This window comes from Herbaspirillum sp. WTB6 (assembly GCF_057457785.1).
In genome coordinates this window covers 1453677-1468242 of the sequence record NZ_CP176522.1, presented here as the reverse complement: position 1 = coordinate 1468242, position 14566 = coordinate 1453677, and the positions used below count along the sequence as shown (strand labels likewise).

Annotated in this window: 13 protein-coding genes and 1 pseudogene; 11 read left to right on the top strand and 3 right to left on the bottom strand. The window is 63.6% G+C overall.

The genetic code is table 11. The features are described from left to right. From ACK2VC_RS06785 to ACK2VC_RS06735, 11 genes and pseudogenes are all read left to right on the top strand, one after another. The gene (locus ACK2VC_RS06785; protein ID WP_486732847.1) at window positions 1-2034 is read left to right on the top strand and encodes a ribonuclease catalytic domain-containing protein; all 2034 of its coding nucleotides are present in this window, start codon (window positions 1-3) and stop codon (window positions 2032-2034) included. A gap of 33 nt (window positions 2035-2067) precedes the next feature. Then, window positions 2068-2967 carry a TonB C-terminal domain-containing protein gene (locus ACK2VC_RS06780; protein ID WP_486732846.1) on the top strand — a complete coding sequence of 300 codons (900 nt, stop codon included), beginning with the start codon at window positions 2068-2070 and terminating at the stop codon, window positions 2965-2967. Continuing rightward, the gene (gene aroE, locus ACK2VC_RS06775; RefSeq protein WP_486733185.1) at window positions 2967-3797 is read left to right on the top strand and encodes a shikimate dehydrogenase; all 831 of its coding nucleotides are present in this window, start codon (window positions 2967-2969) and stop codon (window positions 3795-3797) included. Before ACK2VC_RS06780 ends, aroE begins: the two co-directional genes overlap by 1 nt. Further along, window positions 3794-4486, top strand: a pseudogene (gene mtgA, locus ACK2VC_RS06770) (monofunctional biosynthetic peptidoglycan transglycosylase); the annotation flags it as partial. The gene aroE and the pseudogene mtgA, both read left to right, overlap by 4 nt. A 284-nt stretch (window positions 4487-4770) precedes the next feature. Then, window positions 4771-5739 (top strand): magnesium/cobalt transporter CorA, encoded by a 969-nt coding sequence (gene corA, locus ACK2VC_RS06765; protein ID WP_486732845.1) that lies wholly within the window; start codon window positions 4771-4773, stop codon window positions 5737-5739. Window positions 5740-5917: 178 nt separating this feature from the next. Beyond that, window positions 5918-7405, top strand: a complete 1488-nt coding sequence (locus ACK2VC_RS06760) for an FAD-linked oxidase C-terminal domain-containing protein (RefSeq protein WP_486732844.1) — start codon at window positions 5918-5920, stop codon at window positions 7403-7405. Window positions 7406-7415: 10 nt separating this feature from the next. Beyond that, window positions 7416-8495, top strand: a complete 1080-nt coding sequence (gene glcE, locus ACK2VC_RS06755) for a glycolate oxidase subunit GlcE (protein WP_486732843.1) — start codon at window positions 7416-7418, stop codon at window positions 8493-8495. Between the two features lie 12 nt (window positions 8496-8507). After that, window positions 8508-9746 carry a glycolate oxidase subunit GlcF gene (gene glcF, locus ACK2VC_RS06750; RefSeq protein ID WP_486732842.1) on the top strand — a complete coding sequence of 413 codons (1239 nt, stop codon included), beginning with the start codon at window positions 8508-8510 and terminating at the stop codon, window positions 9744-9746. Between the two features lie 49 nt (window positions 9747-9795). Further along, the gene (locus ACK2VC_RS06745; RefSeq protein ID WP_486732841.1) at window positions 9796-10128 is read left to right on the top strand and encodes a CidA/LrgA family protein; all 333 of its coding nucleotides are present in this window, start codon (window positions 9796-9798) and stop codon (window positions 10126-10128) included. Continuing rightward, complete coding sequence (locus ACK2VC_RS06740) at window positions 10125-10850, top strand: LrgB family protein (RefSeq protein WP_486732840.1); 726 nt, start codon at window positions 10125-10127, stop codon at window positions 10848-10850. Before ACK2VC_RS06745 ends, ACK2VC_RS06740 begins: the two co-directional genes overlap by 4 nt. A 132-nt stretch (window positions 10851-10982) precedes the next feature. Next, entirely contained in the window at window positions 10983-11546 is a 564-nt protein-coding gene (locus tag ACK2VC_RS06735; RefSeq protein ID WP_486732839.1) for a DUF488 domain-containing protein, read from the top strand. Between the two features lie 99 nt (window positions 11547-11645). Here ACK2VC_RS06735 and ACK2VC_RS06730 read toward each other — a convergent pair whose 3' ends face one another. From ACK2VC_RS06730 to ACK2VC_RS06720, 3 genes are all read right to left on the bottom strand, one after another. Next, on the bottom strand, window positions 11646-12137 hold the full coding sequence (locus ACK2VC_RS06730) for a glutathione peroxidase (RefSeq protein WP_486732838.1): 492 nt from the start codon (window positions 12135-12137) through the stop codon (window positions 11646-11648). Continuing rightward, window positions 12134-13270 (bottom strand): PilT/PilU family type 4a pilus ATPase, encoded by a 1137-nt coding sequence (locus tag ACK2VC_RS06725; RefSeq protein WP_486732837.1) that lies wholly within the window; start codon window positions 13268-13270, stop codon window positions 12134-12136. The genes ACK2VC_RS06730 and ACK2VC_RS06725 overlap by 4 nt, the downstream gene beginning before the upstream one ends. 164 nt (window positions 13271-13434) lie before the next feature. Continuing rightward, a complete protein-coding gene (locus tag ACK2VC_RS06720) occupies window positions 13435-14478 on the bottom strand; it encodes a type IV pilus twitching motility protein PilT (protein ID WP_486732836.1) in 1044 nt (347 codons plus the stop codon). Between the last annotated feature and the right edge of the window lie 88 nt (window positions 14479-14566).

Genomic DNA, 14566 nt, shown 5'->3' with positions numbered 1-14566 from the left:
ATGAATCTATTTTTCGAGGAATCTGGCGACTTCAAGGCCGGCGCAGTCCTATCGCAGCAGGGCGAGGCGTACCAGGTCGAGATGCCATCCGGCAAGCGCTGCAAGGTCAAGGCGCGCGACGTGCTGCTGCAATTCGCGGCACCCGAGCCGATTCAATTGCTGGCTGAGGCGAAGGGGATTGCCGGCGAGATCGATCTGGAATTCCTATGGGAAGTCGCCGGTCAGGACGAATTTGGCTTCGCCGATCTGGGTACCGAATATTTCGGCCATGCGCCGCGGCCGGAAGAGGCTGCGGGCCTACTGCTGGGCCTGCATGCGGCACCGATCTATTTCTACAAGAAGGGCAAGGGGCGCTACAAGGCGGCGCCGGAAGCGGCGCTGAAGGCGGCTCTGGCCGGTATCGAAAAAAAGAAACGCCAGGCGCAGGTCCAGGCCGAATACGTGCAGCAGTTGAAGCAGCATTGCCTGCCGCAGGAGTTGCAGCCGCTGGTACGCCAGCTGTTGTTCAAGCCCGACAAGAACAGCATCGAATACAAGGCGCTGGAAGCCGCCTGCAACGAGCTGCAGACCTCGCCGCAGGCCCTGATGCTGGCTACCGGCGGCATCGCTTCGCCGCAGGAACTGCATATGGCGCGCTTTCTGTTCGAATATTTCCCGAAAGGAACCGGCTTTCCCGCGCTGCCGGTGCCGCCATCGCCGGCGTTGCCGCTGGCGGCGGTGCAGGCTTTTTCGATCGACGATGCCAGCACGACCGAAATCGACGATGCTTTTTCCATCACCCAGCAGGCCGACGGCAAGCTGCGCATCGGCATCCATATCGCCGCGCCGGGACTCGCGATCCGGCGCGATGATGCGCTGGATGCAGTCGCGCGCCAGCGTATGTCGACCGTGTATGCGCCCGGCACCAAGATCACCATGCTGCCGGAGGAGGTAATCGATGCCTACACGCTGGCTGCCGGCCAGACCTGCCCGGCGCTGTCGCTGTATGCGCTGCTCGACCCGGCCGACTGGTCGGTGCAGGCCACCGAAACCAGGTCCGAAATGGTGCCGATTGCCAGTAATCTGCGCCACAACGACCTCGATGCGCTGGTGACCGAGGAGGCGCTGGCAAGCGGCGCCGGCGACTATCCGCACAAGGATGATCTGACCGTGCTGTGGCACTGGGCACAGGCGCTGGAGAAGGCGCGCATGGCCAAGCGCGAGGGTTTTGGTTTGCGGCCGGAGCAGACCAATCGGGTCGATTTCAATTTTTCGGTGACCGACGGCATCGTCACCATCGAGCGCCGCAAGCGCGGCGCGCCGCTCGACAAGATCGTCGCCGAACTGATGATTTTCGCCAACAGCACCTGGGGCAAGCTGCTGCACGAGCATGGCGTGCCCGGCATCTACCGCGCCCAGGGCGGCGGCAGCGGCGGCTGGGCTGCGCGTATGCAGGTGCGCATGGTGACGCATGCGGCGCCACACCAGGGGCTGGGCGTGGACCAGTATATCTGGAGCACCTCGCCGCTGCGGCGCTATCCCGACCTGCTCAACCAGTGGCAGATCCTGGCCTGTGTCGAGCACGGCGTGACGGCACCGCTGGCGGCGCCCTTCAAGCCGAAGGATGCCGACCTGTATGCGATCGTCTCCGCCTTCGACGGCATTTACAGCGGCTACGCAGATTTCCAGGCGATCATGGAACGCTACTGGTGCCTGCGCTGGCTGGAACAGGAACAGGCGCAGCGTGTCGACGCCGTGGTGCTGAAGGAGGAAATCTTGCGCCTGGTCGAGATTCCGCTGGTGATCAAGCTGCCCGGCATGCCGGAATTGGCGCGTGGCACTCAGGTCAAGCTGGACCTGATTCGCTGGGACGAGGTTAGCCTGAACGTCGAAGCGCGCCTGCACGAGGTGGCGGCCGCGGTCTCCGATGCCGACATGGAGACGCTGGACGCCGCCCTCGAGGTAGAGACCGGCATGGAGACGAATCCGGACGGCGCGGCCGAGGTACCGGAGGCCGCGCCTGCGGTGGCGGCGGATAACGAACCCGCGGCTTGACGTAGAATCGCCTTTCCCCGCCAACACCACTTAATGCCGCACGTGAAGCTGCTTCCGGAAAATCGACTGCTGGCATTCGCCATTGCGTTTTCGCTGCTGGCACACGGTGCCTTGCTGGCGGTCCATTTTACGGCGCCGGAACTGCTGCGCCAGAAGCCGTTCGACCCCGGGCTGGAAGTGATTCTGGTGAATGCCAGGCATGACAAAAAGCCGTTGAAGGCGGAGGCGCTGGCCCAGGCCAATCTGGATGGCGGCGGCAATGCCGAGCTGGGGCGCGCCAAATCGCCATTGCCCGATATGCGCAGGGCGGAAGACGGCGACAGCGCCAAAAAGACCCGGCGCCGGGTCGCCGAGCTGGAACAGGAACAGAAAAAGCTGCTGCAAAGCCTGGCCGCCAAAACGGCGCTGGCAACGCCGCCCACCGCACGCGACAAGCCGCAGGAAGCGCAGCCGCAAACGAATGGCGCCGATGAAATCGACAGCGCGCAGGCGATCGCACGGATGGAGGCGGAGATCGCCAGGAATATCGAGGATTACAACAAGCGGCCGAAGAAAACCCAGATCACCACCAGCACGCGCGAGGTCGGCTACGCGATGTATTACAAGTCGCTGCAGGACCGGATCGAAAAAATCGGCACCCTGAATTTTCCGCAGCAAAACGGCAGGAAGCTGTACGGCGAACTGGTGCTGTACATCCCGCTCTTCCACGACGGCAGCTTGTACCTGAAAGAAGGCGGGCCGCGGGTCGAGCGCTCGTCCGGCAATCCGGCGCTGGACCAGGCCGCCTTGCGCATCGTTACCCGCGCCGCGCCGTTCGGGCGATTCCCGCCCAATATGCGTTCGGCCGGCAAGGATGACGTCTGGGAAATCATCACGCGCTTCAATTTCACGCGCGAGGAAGCACTGAAAGCCGAATTAAGGGGGGGCAATTGATGCAGGCGCCGGATCGTTATGTGGTGATCGGGCAGCCGGTGGCGCACAGCAAATCGCCGGAGATACACGCGCGCTTCGCCGCCCAGACCGGCCAGTGCCTGACTTATGGGCGTTTGCCGGCGCCGCTGAACGGCTTTGCGCAAACCGTGCGCGATTTCATGCGCGCCGGTGGCAAAGGCGCCAATGTCACCGTGCCGTTCAAGCTGGAGGCGTTGCGGCTGGCAACCAGCGTGAGTCCGCGCGCGCTGGCGGCGGGCGCGGTGAATACGCTAATGTTCGATGGCGAGGCCATCTTTGGCGACAATACCGACGGCGTCGGCCTGGTCACCGACATCGTACGCAATGCCGGCGTCGCGCTGGCCGGCAAAAGCGTCCTGCTGCTGGGTGCCGGCGGCGCCGCGCGCGGCGTCATCCTACCCTTGCTGGAGCAGCAGCCGGCGCAGCTCGTCGTCGCCAACCGCACCGCCGCCCGCGCGCTGGAACTGGCGCAGCGCTTTGCCGCCCATGGGCCGATTGCTGCCTGCGAGTTCGCCGATTTGAGTACCGCGTTCGACATCATCATCAATGCCACCTCGGCCAGCCTGGAGGCGCAGATGCCGCCGCTGCCGGCGGCCGTGTTCGGTGCCGATACCTTCTGCTATGACATGATGTACGGCGCCCAGCCGACCGTCTTCATGCAGTTTGCCAAGCGGCATGGCGCGCGCACGCGCGATGGCCTGGGGATGCTGGTGGAACAGGCGGCGGAATCGTTTTTCCTGTGGCGCGGCGTGCGTCCCGCTACCGCGCCGGTGCTGACCGAGTTGCGGGCTCAACTCGACGCTGCCGCATGAGGCGGATGCTGCGCTGGGCGCTGTGGCTGAGCGGGACCGCGATTGCGCTCGTGTTGGTGATGCAGTTGTATTTTTTTCTGCAGATCGGCTGGTGGGTACGCCATAACCCGGAATCCACCAGTTTCATGCAGCGGCAACTATCGGTGTTGCAGGAAAAGAACCCGCGCGCCACGCTGCAACACCAGTGGGTCCCCTACCAGCGGATTTCCCGGCATTTGAAACGTGCAATCATCGCCGCCGAGGATTCCAGCTTTGCCGAACATCAGGGCGTTGATTGGGAAGCGCTGGAAAAGGCGTATCAGAAAAACCAGAGAAAGGGACGGGTGGTGGCGGGCGGCTCGACCATCACACAGCAGTTGGCAAAAAACCTGTTTCTTTCCGGCCAACGCAGCTACCTGCGCAAGGGGCAGGAATTCATCATTGCCTACATGCTGGAATTCTGGATGGACAAGGAGCGCATTTTCGAGATTTACCTGAACGTGGTGGAATGGGGCAATGGCGTGTTCGGCGCCGAAGCGGCGGCCCGCCATTACTACGGGGTGGCAGCTGCCGATCTCAGTCCGGGCCAGGCCGCGCGGCTGGCGGTCATGCTGCCAAACCCGCGCTATTACGACAAGAACCGCGGCTCGGCCTATCTGGAGCGCCGTGCCGCATTGATCCTGCGGCGCATGGGTGCGGCCGAACTGCCCTGGCGATCACTGCCGAATCGGCGCTTGCCTGCGGCCAGCGATAAAAGTACACTTGCGCTGTTCTCGTTCGTGGAACAGCGCAGCGGCCGGCCCGATTCCGGCTGTCATCGCGCGGTCATCCGTCCCGGTCAAGATAGAAAGTGCGTTGCTGCAGCGCCTGGCGCCACCTGACAGGCGGCGCGCCGCCGGTCGTGTGCACCGGATCCCGCCCCTGAATATCCGCGCATGCTGTGGCATACCCTCGCCGCATGCCTTGTGTTGCTACGGCACAGCAGGAACCTCACATGATTAATGTATTCGTATTGCAAAACGGGCGGCTCAACCAGACCAAGGTGGAGACGCGCGCCGACCTGGAAAGCAGCCACCCGGTCTGGGTCGATCTGACCGACCCGAACGACGACGAGCGCACCTGGGTCAAGAGCATCTACGGCGTGACTTTGCCGGGCGAGGACGAGGTCAAGGACATCGAAGCATCGGCGCGCTACTACGAAGCGGAAAACGGCGACCTGCATTTGCGCACCGATTTCCTGATCGACGAAGACGACGGCCCGACGCCGACCGTCACGGTGGCCTTCATCCTCGCGCGCAACATGCTGTTTTCGGTGCACAGCGAAGACCTGCCGGTGTTTCGCCTGGTGCGCATGCGCGCCCGCTCACGTCCGGGTTCGATCACCGATTACAAGGATGTGCTGATTGACCTCTACTCGACCGATGCCGAGTATTCGGCCGATGCGCTGGAAGGGATCTACCAAAACCTGGAGAGCGTCAGCAGCAGCGTGCTGCAGAAGGAACTGACCGACGCCGCGGCGGCAGAAATCCTGAACGCGATCGCGCAGGAGGAAGATCTGAACGGCCGCATCCGCCGCAACATGATGGACACCCGGCGCGCGGTCAGTTTCCTGATGCGCGGCCGGCTGTTGAACCCGGACCAGTTCGAAGAGGCGCGCCAGATCCTGCGCGACATCGAATCGCTGGACGGCCATACCGCGTTCCTGTTCGACAAGATCAACTTCTTGATGGATGCCACGGTCGGCTTCATCAACATCAACCAGAACAAGATCATCAAGATTTTCTCGGTGGCCTCGGTTGCCTTCCTGCCGCCGACGCTGATCGCCAGCATCTACGGCATGAACTTCAAGCTGATGCCGGAGTTCGACTGGAGCTTCGGCTATCCGCTGGCGCTGTTGATGATGGTTGCTTCGGCGGCCGCGCCATTCTGGTATTTCCGGCGCCGCGGCTGGCTGAAAAACTAGCAACGATGATTTTGGGCGCGCCGGAATGAATTTTTTTCATCGCCGGTGCCAAAAGCATTCAGCCGCGAAGGGCGCGTATTTCCCCCCGCCGCGCATAGTTTCGTTACACTTTAGCCGGGCGTCGGCGCTCCGCTGACGCTGCCTTTCCCGCCATGGGCGGCAGTCGAGCGGAATCACGATGAACATGCCTTCAGAACAGCCCTTTCCCGCCGGCCGCAAGCAGCAGGTCGTGGCCGCGCTGCGCGCGATCGTGCCGGCGCACTGCATCCTGTCCGACGAAGAAGACACGCGGCCGTACGAGTGCGACGGCCTGGCCGCCTATCGGCAATTGCCGATGGTGGTTGTGTTGCCCGAGAACGAGGCGCAGGTAGTCGCGATCCTGGATGCCTGCCGCGGCATGCGGGTGCCGATCGTGCCGCGCGGCGCCGGCACCGGCCTGTCCGGCGGCGCCTTGCCGATCGCGGATGGCGTGGTGCTGTCCACCGCCAAGCTGAACCGCATCGTCAGGGTCGACCCGCATGCGCGCATCGCGGTGGTGCAGCCGGGCGTACGCAACCTGGCGATATCCGAAGCGGCCGCGCCGCACGGCCTGTATTACGCGCCCGACCCGTCGTCGCAGATCGCCTGCAGCATCGGCGGCAACGTCGCCGAGAACTCGGGCGGCGTGCACTGCCTGAAATACGGCCTGACCGTGCACAACGTGCTGCGGGTGCGCATGGTGACCATCGACGGCACAGTGGTGGAACTGGGCAGTACGGCGCTGGACGCGCCCGGCCTTGATTTGCTGGCGGTGTTCATCGGTTCCGAAGGCATGCTTGGCATCGTTACCGAAGTCACGGTCAACCTGGTGCCGAAGCCGCAGGCGGCGCGCGTCATCATGGCCTCGTTCGACGACGTCGTGAAGGGCGGCGATGCGGTGGCTGCCGTGATCGCCGCCGGCATCATTCCGGCCGGGCTGGAAATGATGGACCGCACCAGTTCGCGCATGGTCGAGCCGTTCGTGCAGGCCGGCTATGACACCGAGGCGGAGGCAATCCTCTTGTGCGAATCGGACGGCACTGCGGACGAGGTCGAGGAAGAGATCGCCCGCATGAGCGAGGTGCTGGCCGCGGCCGGCGCCACCCGGATCGAGGTGTCGCAGTCGGAGGCCGAGCGCCTGCGCTTCTGGTCCGGACGCAAGAATGCATTCCCCGCCGCCGGCCGCATCTCGCCGGACTATTACTGCATGGACGGCACCATTCCGCGCAAGAGGCTGGCGCAGGTGTTGCTCGGCATCGAGGCGATGGTGGACAAATATGGCTTGCGCTGCGCCAATGTGTTTCACGCCGGCGACGGCAATCTGCACCCGCTGATCCTGTTCGACGCGAATGTACCGGGCGAATTCCACCGGGCCGAATTGTTCGGCGCCGAGATCCTTGAATTGTGCGTCGAGGTCGGCGGCACCATCACCGGCGAGCACGGCGTCGGCATCGAGAAAATCAATTCGATGTGCGTGCAGTTTTCGCCCGAGGAGCGGGAAGCGTTTTTCGCTGTCAAGCGCGCCTTCGACCCCGCTTTCCTGCTGAATCCGGACAAGGCGATTCCAACCCTGGTGCGCTGCGCCGAAAACGGCAAGATGCATGTGCGGCGCGGCCAATTGAAGTTTGCCAATTTGCCGCGCTTTTGAGAGCGATCCCATGGAACAGGCACTACAGGAATTTCGCCAGCGCGTTCTGCGCGCCAGCGCCGAACATCAGCCGTTGCGGATTCGCGGCGGCGGCAGCAAGGACTGGTACGGCTGCGCGGCCGAGGGCGAACTGCTGTCGACCACCGACTACCGCGGCATCGTCGATTACGAGCCGACCGAACTGGTGATTACCGCGCGTTGCGGCACGCCGCTGGCCGAGATCGAGGCGACGCTCGCGCAGCAGCGGCAGATGCTGGCGTTCGAACCGCCGCACTTTGGTCCGGGCGCCACGGTGGGCGGCATGCTGGCTGCCGGCCTGGCGGGGCCGCGCCGGGCGGCGGTGGGCGCGGTGCGCGATTTCGTGCTCGGTGCGGTGCTGATGGACGGGCGCGGCGAAATATTGCATTTCGGCGGCCAGGTGATGAAAAACGTCGCCGGCTACGACGTCTCGCGCCTGTTGGCTGGCTCGCTGGGCACGCTCGGCCTGATCCTGGAGGTTTCGCTGAAGGTGTTGCCGCAGCCGGCGCTGCGCGCCACGCATCGCTTCGAGATGAGCCAGGCGGACGCCTTGCGGCAACTGAATCAATGGGGCGGCCAGCCCTTGCCGATTTCCGCCAGCACCTGGCAGGATGGCTTGCTGACGATCCGTTTCGAAGGGGCGGCTGCAGCCGTGACCAGCGCCCAGAAAAAACTGGGCGGCGCCGCGCTGCCGGCGGCGCAGGCTGATGCTTTCTGGAACGGCATGCGCGAACAGACGGCGGCGTTTTTTAATGGAGGGAACGAGCTCTGGCGGCTTTCGCTGCCATCCACCACGCCGCCGTTGGTCTTGCCGGGTGCGCTGCTGATCGAATGGGGTGGCGCCCAGCGCTGGCTGGCTGCCGCGCCGGGGAACCCGGCGGCGATCCGCGCCGCCGCGGCGGATGCCGGCGGCCACGCCAGCCTGTGGCGCGCGGGCGACCAGGGCGAGCGCAACGGCGCCGGAGTATTCGCGCCGCTGGCGCCGGCCGTGGCGGCGATCCATCGGCGACTGAAGGCCGGTTTCGATCCGTCCGGAATTTTCAATCCGGGCCGCATGTACCCGGACCTCTAAGCGGACGACGCGATGCAAACCAATCTAGCCGACTTGATCAAACAGACGCGCGAAGGCCAGGAAGCCGACGCCATTTTGCGCAAATGCGTGCATTGCGGTTTCTGCCTGGCCACCTGCCCGACCTACCAGTTGTTTGGCGACGAACTGGACAGTCCGCGCGGCCGCATCTACCTGATGAAGCAGGTGTTGGAAGGCAAGCCGGCCTCCGCCAGCACCCAGTTGCATCTGGATCGTTGCCTGACCTGCCGCAATTGCGAAACCACCTGTCCGTCCGGCGTGCAATACGGCCGCTTGCTGGACATTGGCCGCAAGGTGGTCGAGCAGCAGGTGGCGCGCCCCCAGCCGCAGCGTTTCGTGCGGCTCCTGCTGAAAGAGTTTTTGCCGCGCAAGTGGTTGTTTACGCCGGCCATGAAGGCCGGGCAGTTGCTGCGGCCCTGGCTGCCGGCCGCGTTGAAGAACAAGGTGCCGGTGGCGCAGCCGGCTGGCGCCTGGCCGACGCGCACGCATGCGCGCAAGATGCTGCTGCTGGACGGCTGCGTGCAGCCGGCGATGGCGCCCAACATCAACGCTGCCGCCGCGCGCGTGTTCGACGCGCTCGGGGTGCAACTGGTGATCGCGCCGCGCGCCGGCTGCTGCGGCGCCATCCGCTATCACCTGAACGACCAGGCCGGCGGCTTGAACGACATGCGGCGCAACATCGACGCCTGGTGGCCGCAGATCGAAGCCGGCGCGGAGGCAATCGTGATGACGGCTTCCGGCTGCGGCGTGACGGTCAAGGAATACGGCCATCATCTGGCGCACGATCCGGCCTACGCGGCCAAAGCGCGGCGCGTCTCGGAATTGACCAAGGATCTGAGCGAGTTGCTGCCGGCCTTCGAGAGCGAGCTGGAGCAACGCCTGGGCGGCAAGACTCGTCAGAGAATCGCCTGGCACCCGCCATGCACGCTGCAGCATGGGCAGCAGATTCGCGGCAAGGTCGAGGCGCTGCTGCGCATTGCCGGCGTCGAGGTTCAACTGTGCACGGATAGCCATCTATGTTGTGGTTCGGCCGGCACCTATTCAGTATTGCAGCCGAAAATCTCATACGAGTTGCGCGATAACAAGCTGGCCAATCTGCAGGCGACGCAACCGGATATGATCGTGTCGGCCAACATCGGCTGCATCACGCATTTGCAGTCCGGCACCGCGACTCCGGTGCGGCACTGGATCGAATTCATCGACAGCGCCCTGCGCATGTCGGAATCCAGGTAAGGACCAGGAGTCGCCGCGCCGGCTGGCGGTTTCGGAAAGGCCGGAAACGATGATTCATACTTTCGCCACGCTGCTGATTTTTCAAACACTGGGCGAGGGGTTGGCCTACGCGTTTTCACTGCCGGTTCCCGGGCCGGTGATCGGCATGCTGCTGCTGTTCTGCTTCTTGCTGGTGCAACCGGCGGCGGCCGCGAAACTGGCGCCGGTCAGTCTGGAATTTCTGCGCCATCTGTCGCTGCTGTTCGTGCCAGCCGGGGTTGGCATCATGGTGTATGGCCAGCGGGTGGCGGACGAATGGCTGCCGATCGCGGCGGCGCTGCTGATCAGCGCCGTGATTTCCCTGATCGTCTCGGCGCTGGTGCTGCGCCGGCTGCAGAAATGACGCCCGGACTTGGCCGCGTCTGGGTCTATTTGTCGGCCTCGCCGCTGCTGTGGCTGACAGCCACGCTGCTCGCCTATCAGCTTGCCTATGCGGTCTATGCGCGCAGCAAATTCAATCCGTTGGCGAATCCGGTCGCGATCGCGGTCGCGCTGCTGCTGTTGATCCTGCTGCCGACCCGTACCGCCTACCAGACCTATTTTGAAGGCGCCCAATTCGTCCATTTCCTGCTCGGGCCGGCCACCGTCGCGCTGGCGATCCCGCTCTATCTGCAACTGGAAAAGCTCAAGCGCAACTGGTTGGCGCTGCTGGCGAGCGCCTTGGCCGGCAGCGCCGCAGCGGCCGCCAGCGGCATGGGGGTGGCCTGGGCGCTGGGCGCTTCGCGCGCCACGATCTTGTCGCTGGCGCCGAAATCGGTGACGACCCCGATCGCCATGGGCATTTCGGAAAAAATCGGCGGCTTGCCGTCGCTGACCGCGGTGCTGGTGATCCTGACCGGCATCCTGGGCGCTGCCGGCGCGCGCTACCTGTTCAATTTGCTGCAAATCCGGGAACACAGCGTGCGCGGCTTCGCGCTGGGCGTGACTTCACATGGCATCGGCACCGCGCGCGGCTTCCAGGTCAGCGAGGAAATGGGTGCGTTTTCCGGCCTGGCGATGGGCTTGTCGGGCGTGTTGACCGCGCTGCTGCTGCCGCTGGCGCTGAAGCTGTTTGGCGTGATTTGAACTCGGCGACATGCGGCGCGCCGCCCGTTGTGGGCGGCTTTGACGTTGACCGGCAGCAAAGCCCCGGCCTGAACCTTGCCGCCGGTAGTTGCTCCAACAGCAGTCAGGCAAACGAACGATGGAAAGGCCAGCATGATGACGAGCGCAGCGATTGCGGTTGATCCCCTGGTTTGCACCATTGGCCATTCGACGCTGGCGCTGCCGGAATTCATCCATCTGCTGCAAATCAATGGCGTGACCCATGTGCTGGATGTGCGCAGCGTGCCGCGCTCGCGCCACAATCCGCAATTCAACCGGGACAGCTTGCCGGCAGCGCTGCATGCGGTCGGCATCGGCTACACGCATCTGGCCGGGTTGGGCGGCTTGCGCCATGCCCGCGCCGACTCCATCAATACCGGCTGGCGCAACGCTTCGTTCCGCGGCTATGCCGACTACATGCAGACCGCCGATTTTGAACAATACCTGCAGCAGGCCATTCTGCTGGCGCAGCAACAGCGCTGCGCGCTGATGTGCGCGGAGGCGCTGCCGTGGCGCTGCCATCGTTCGCTGATCGCCGACGCGCTGCTTGCGCGCGGCATCGCGGTGGAAGACATCATCGGCCCGCACGGCCGCACGCCGCACCGCCTGACCCCATTTGCCAAGCTGCGGGACGGGCGGATTCGCTATCCCGCCCCGCCGGCAGGCGCGGACGGTTAGCCAATTTCCATTGGAAACAGGAGTATATCGAAAAATCGACCTATTTATAGGCTGGAAACGGCGCCTGTTCCTGGAGTATGCGAACTGCCCTCGGACTGTCTATTGGGCCAGCAGCTTTTCAATATCGGCGATCAGCTCTTCCGGCTTGGTGGCCGGCGCGTAGCGCTTGTAGACATTGCCGTCTTTCTGCACCAGGAATTTGGTGAAGTTCCATTTGATCGCCTGGCTGCCGAGGACGCCGGGCGCCGCGCTTTTCAGGTAGCGGAACAGCGGATCGGCCTGGTCGCCGTTGACATCGACCTTGGCAAATAGCGGGAAACTGACGCCATAGTTCTTTTCGCAGAAGGCGCCGATTTCAGCGGCGCTGCCGGGTTCCTGGGCGCCGAACTGGTTGCACGGAAAACCCAGCACTTCCACTCCCTTGTCGCGGAATTGCTGGTACACCGCTTCCAGCCCCTGATACTGCGGCGTGAAGCCGCAATTGCTGGCGGTGTTGACGATCAGCAGCACGCGGCCGCGATAGCGGGCCAGATCGACTGGCGCGCCAGCCAGGCTGTTCGGCTTGAAATCATAGATATTGACGGTACTCATACTATCCCCAGGTGGTGCGTGCCGGCAGTCAGGTCGCGCTCTTGCGCATCCTTGCTGCGCAGCTTGATCGCCAGCCGCAGGTCGTTGACCGAATCGGCATTGCGCAAGGCGTCTTCGTACGAAATCTGGTCCGCCTCGTACAGATCGAATAATGCCTGATCGAAGGTCTGCATGCCGAGCTCGCGCGATTTTTTCATGATTTCCTTGATCTCGTGCACCTGGCCCTTGAAGATCAGGTCGGAAATCAGCGGCGAGTTCAGCATGATCTCGATCGCCACGCAGCGGCCCTTGGTGTCGCGCAACGGAATCAGCCGCTGCGAAATCATACCCTTCAGGTTGAGCGACAAATCCATCAGCAACTGCTGGCGCCGTTCTTCCGGGAAAAAGTTGATGATGCGATCCAGCGCCTGGTTGGCGCTGTTGGCATGCAAGGTGGCCAGGCACAGATGGCCGGTCTCGGCGAAGGCGATCGCGTAATCCATGGTTTCGCGGTCGCGGATTTCGCCGATCTGGATCACGTCCGGCGCCTGCCGCAGCGAATTCTTCAGCGCCGTGCCCCAGTCCTCGGTGTCGACGCCAACCTCGCGCTGGGTGACGATGCAGTTGCGGTGCGGGTGGATGTATTCGACCGGATCTTCGATCGTGATGATGTGGCCGTGGCTGTTTTCGTTGCGGTAGCCGACCATCGCCGCCAGCGTGGTCGACTTGCCGGAGCCGGTGGCGCCGACCATGATCACCAGCCCGCGCTTGGTCATCGCCACTTCCTTCAGGGTGTCGGGCAGGCCGAGTTCCTCGAATTTCGGAATCCTGGTAGTGATGGTGCGCAATACCATGCCGACATGGCCCTGCTGCACGAAGGCGGAGACGCGGAAGCGTCCGAGGCCGCTCGGACTGATGGCAAAGTTACATTCCTTCTTCGCTTCGAACTCGGCGGCCTGGCGATCGTTCATGATCGCACGCGCCAGTTCCATCGTGTGGGCAGCCGATAGCGGCTGGTTGGATACCGGCGTGACCTTGCCGTCAATCTTGAAGGCCGGCGGAAAATCGGTCGTGACGAACAGGTCCGAGCCGTTTTTGCTGACCATCAAGCGCAGCAGGTCGTGCATGAATTTGGTTGCTTGGTCCCGTTCCATGTTGGTTTTCCTTTTGCGTTATTCCTTCTTGTCAAAGGAAGGAATTTTTCAGTGCGCCACCACCACCTCGCGGCTTGCAGGCCGCTTGGGTTCACGCGCCGCAAAGCGTGCTTTGGTTCGCCGGCAGACGGCATGCCGTCTGCAATCACGGCTCACTCCCGCGCTCATCCGGGAAAATTTTCCGGCGTCTTGGCAGCGGCGCGCGCCGCGCCGACTGAAATCAGGTTGCGCCGCACCAGGTCGGTCAGGTTGCTGTCCAGCGTCTGCATGCCGAGGTTGCTGCCGGTCTGGATCGCCGAATACATCTGCGCGATCTTGGCCTCGCGAATCAGGTTGCGGATCGCCGGCGTGCCGAGCATGATCTCGTGCGCGGCGACGCGGCCCGAGCCGTCCTTGGTTTTCAGCAGCGTTTGCGAGATCACCGCCTGCAGCGATTCCGACAGCATCGCGCGCACCATTTCCTTTTCGTCGCCGGGAAAGACGTCGATGATGCGATCCACCGTTTTCGCCGCCGACGAGGTGTGCAGGGTGCCGAACACCAGGTGGCCGGTTTCCGCCGCCGACAACGCCAGGCGGATGGTTTCCAGGTCGCGCAATTCGCCCACCAGCACCACGTCCGGGTCTTCCCGCAGCGCCGAGCGCAGCGCGTTGTTGAACGAGTGGGTATGCGCGCCGACCTCGCGCTGGTTGATCAGGCATTTCTTCGATTCGTGCACGAATTCGATTGGGTCTTCGATGGTCAGGATATGCGCGTATTCGTTTTCATTGACGTGGTTCACCATTGCCGCCAGCGTAGTCGACTTGCCGGAACCGGTCGGCCCGGTCACCAGCACCAGCCCGCGTGGCTTCAGGGCCAGGTCAGCGAAAATTTTTGGTGCGTTCAACTGCTCCAGGCTCAGGATCTTGGACGGAATCGTGCGCAGCACCGCGGCGGCGCCGCGATCCTGGTTGAAGGCGTTGACGCGAAAGCGCGCCAGGCCCGGAATCGCAAACGAAAAATCGCATTCCAGGTGTTCTTCGTAGGCCTTGCGCTGGCCGTCGTTCATGATGTCGTAGATCATGCCGTGCACATCCTTGTGCTCCAGCGGCGGCAGGTTGATGCGGCGCACGTCGCCATGCACGCGGATCATCGGTGGCAGGCCGGACGACAGGTGCAAATCGGAGGCATTGTTCTTGACCGAGAAGGCCAGCAGTTCTGAAATGTCCATTTATAATCCGTGGGCCTGCAAGGAAAAGGGGAGGCGAAATCCGGCGGCCGGCGCCGCCCTGATATCTTTTGTTTCTGATCAGCAGCGC

Bases quoted from the DNA above. Each gene is read 5' to 3' on its own strand.
- ACK2VC_RS06785 (WP_486732847.1), top strand. From the start codon at position 1: ATGAATCTATTTTTCGAGGAATCTGGCGACTTCAAGGCCGGCGCAGTC.
- ACK2VC_RS06780 (WP_486732846.1), top strand. From the start codon at position 2,068: ATGCCGCACGTGAAGCTGCTTCCGGAAAATCGACTGCTGGCATTCGCC.
- aroE (WP_486733185.1), top strand. From the start codon at position 2,967: ATGCAGGCGCCGGATCGTTATGTGGTGATCGGGCAGCCGGTGGCGCAC.
- corA (WP_486732845.1), top strand. From the start codon at position 4,771: ATGATTAATGTATTCGTATTGCAAAACGGGCGGCTCAACCAGACCAAG.
- ACK2VC_RS06760 (WP_486732844.1), top strand. From the start codon at position 5,918: ATGAACATGCCTTCAGAACAGCCCTTTCCCGCCGGCCGCAAGCAGCAG.
- glcE (WP_486732843.1), top strand. From the start codon at position 7,416: ATGGAACAGGCACTACAGGAATTTCGCCAGCGCGTTCTGCGCGCCAGC.
- glcF (WP_486732842.1), top strand. From the start codon at position 8,508: ATGCAAACCAATCTAGCCGACTTGATCAAACAGACGCGCGAAGGCCAG.
- ACK2VC_RS06745 (WP_486732841.1), top strand. From the start codon at position 9,796: ATGATTCATACTTTCGCCACGCTGCTGATTTTTCAAACACTGGGCGAG.
- ACK2VC_RS06740 (WP_486732840.1), top strand. From the start codon at position 10,125: ATGACGCCCGGACTTGGCCGCGTCTGGGTCTATTTGTCGGCCTCGCCG.
- ACK2VC_RS06735 (WP_486732839.1), top strand. From the start codon at position 10,983: ATGATGACGAGCGCAGCGATTGCGGTTGATCCCCTGGTTTGCACCATT.
- ACK2VC_RS06730 (WP_486732838.1), bottom strand. From the start codon at position 12,137: ATGAGTACCGTCAATATCTATGATTTCAAGCCGAACAGCCTGGCTGGC.
- ACK2VC_RS06725 (WP_486732837.1), bottom strand. From the start codon at position 13,270: ATGGAACGGGACCAAGCAACCAAATTCATGCACGACCTGCTGCGCTTG.
- ACK2VC_RS06720 (WP_486732836.1), bottom strand. From the start codon at position 14,478: ATGGACATTTCAGAACTGCTGGCCTTCTCGGTCAAGAACAATGCCTCC.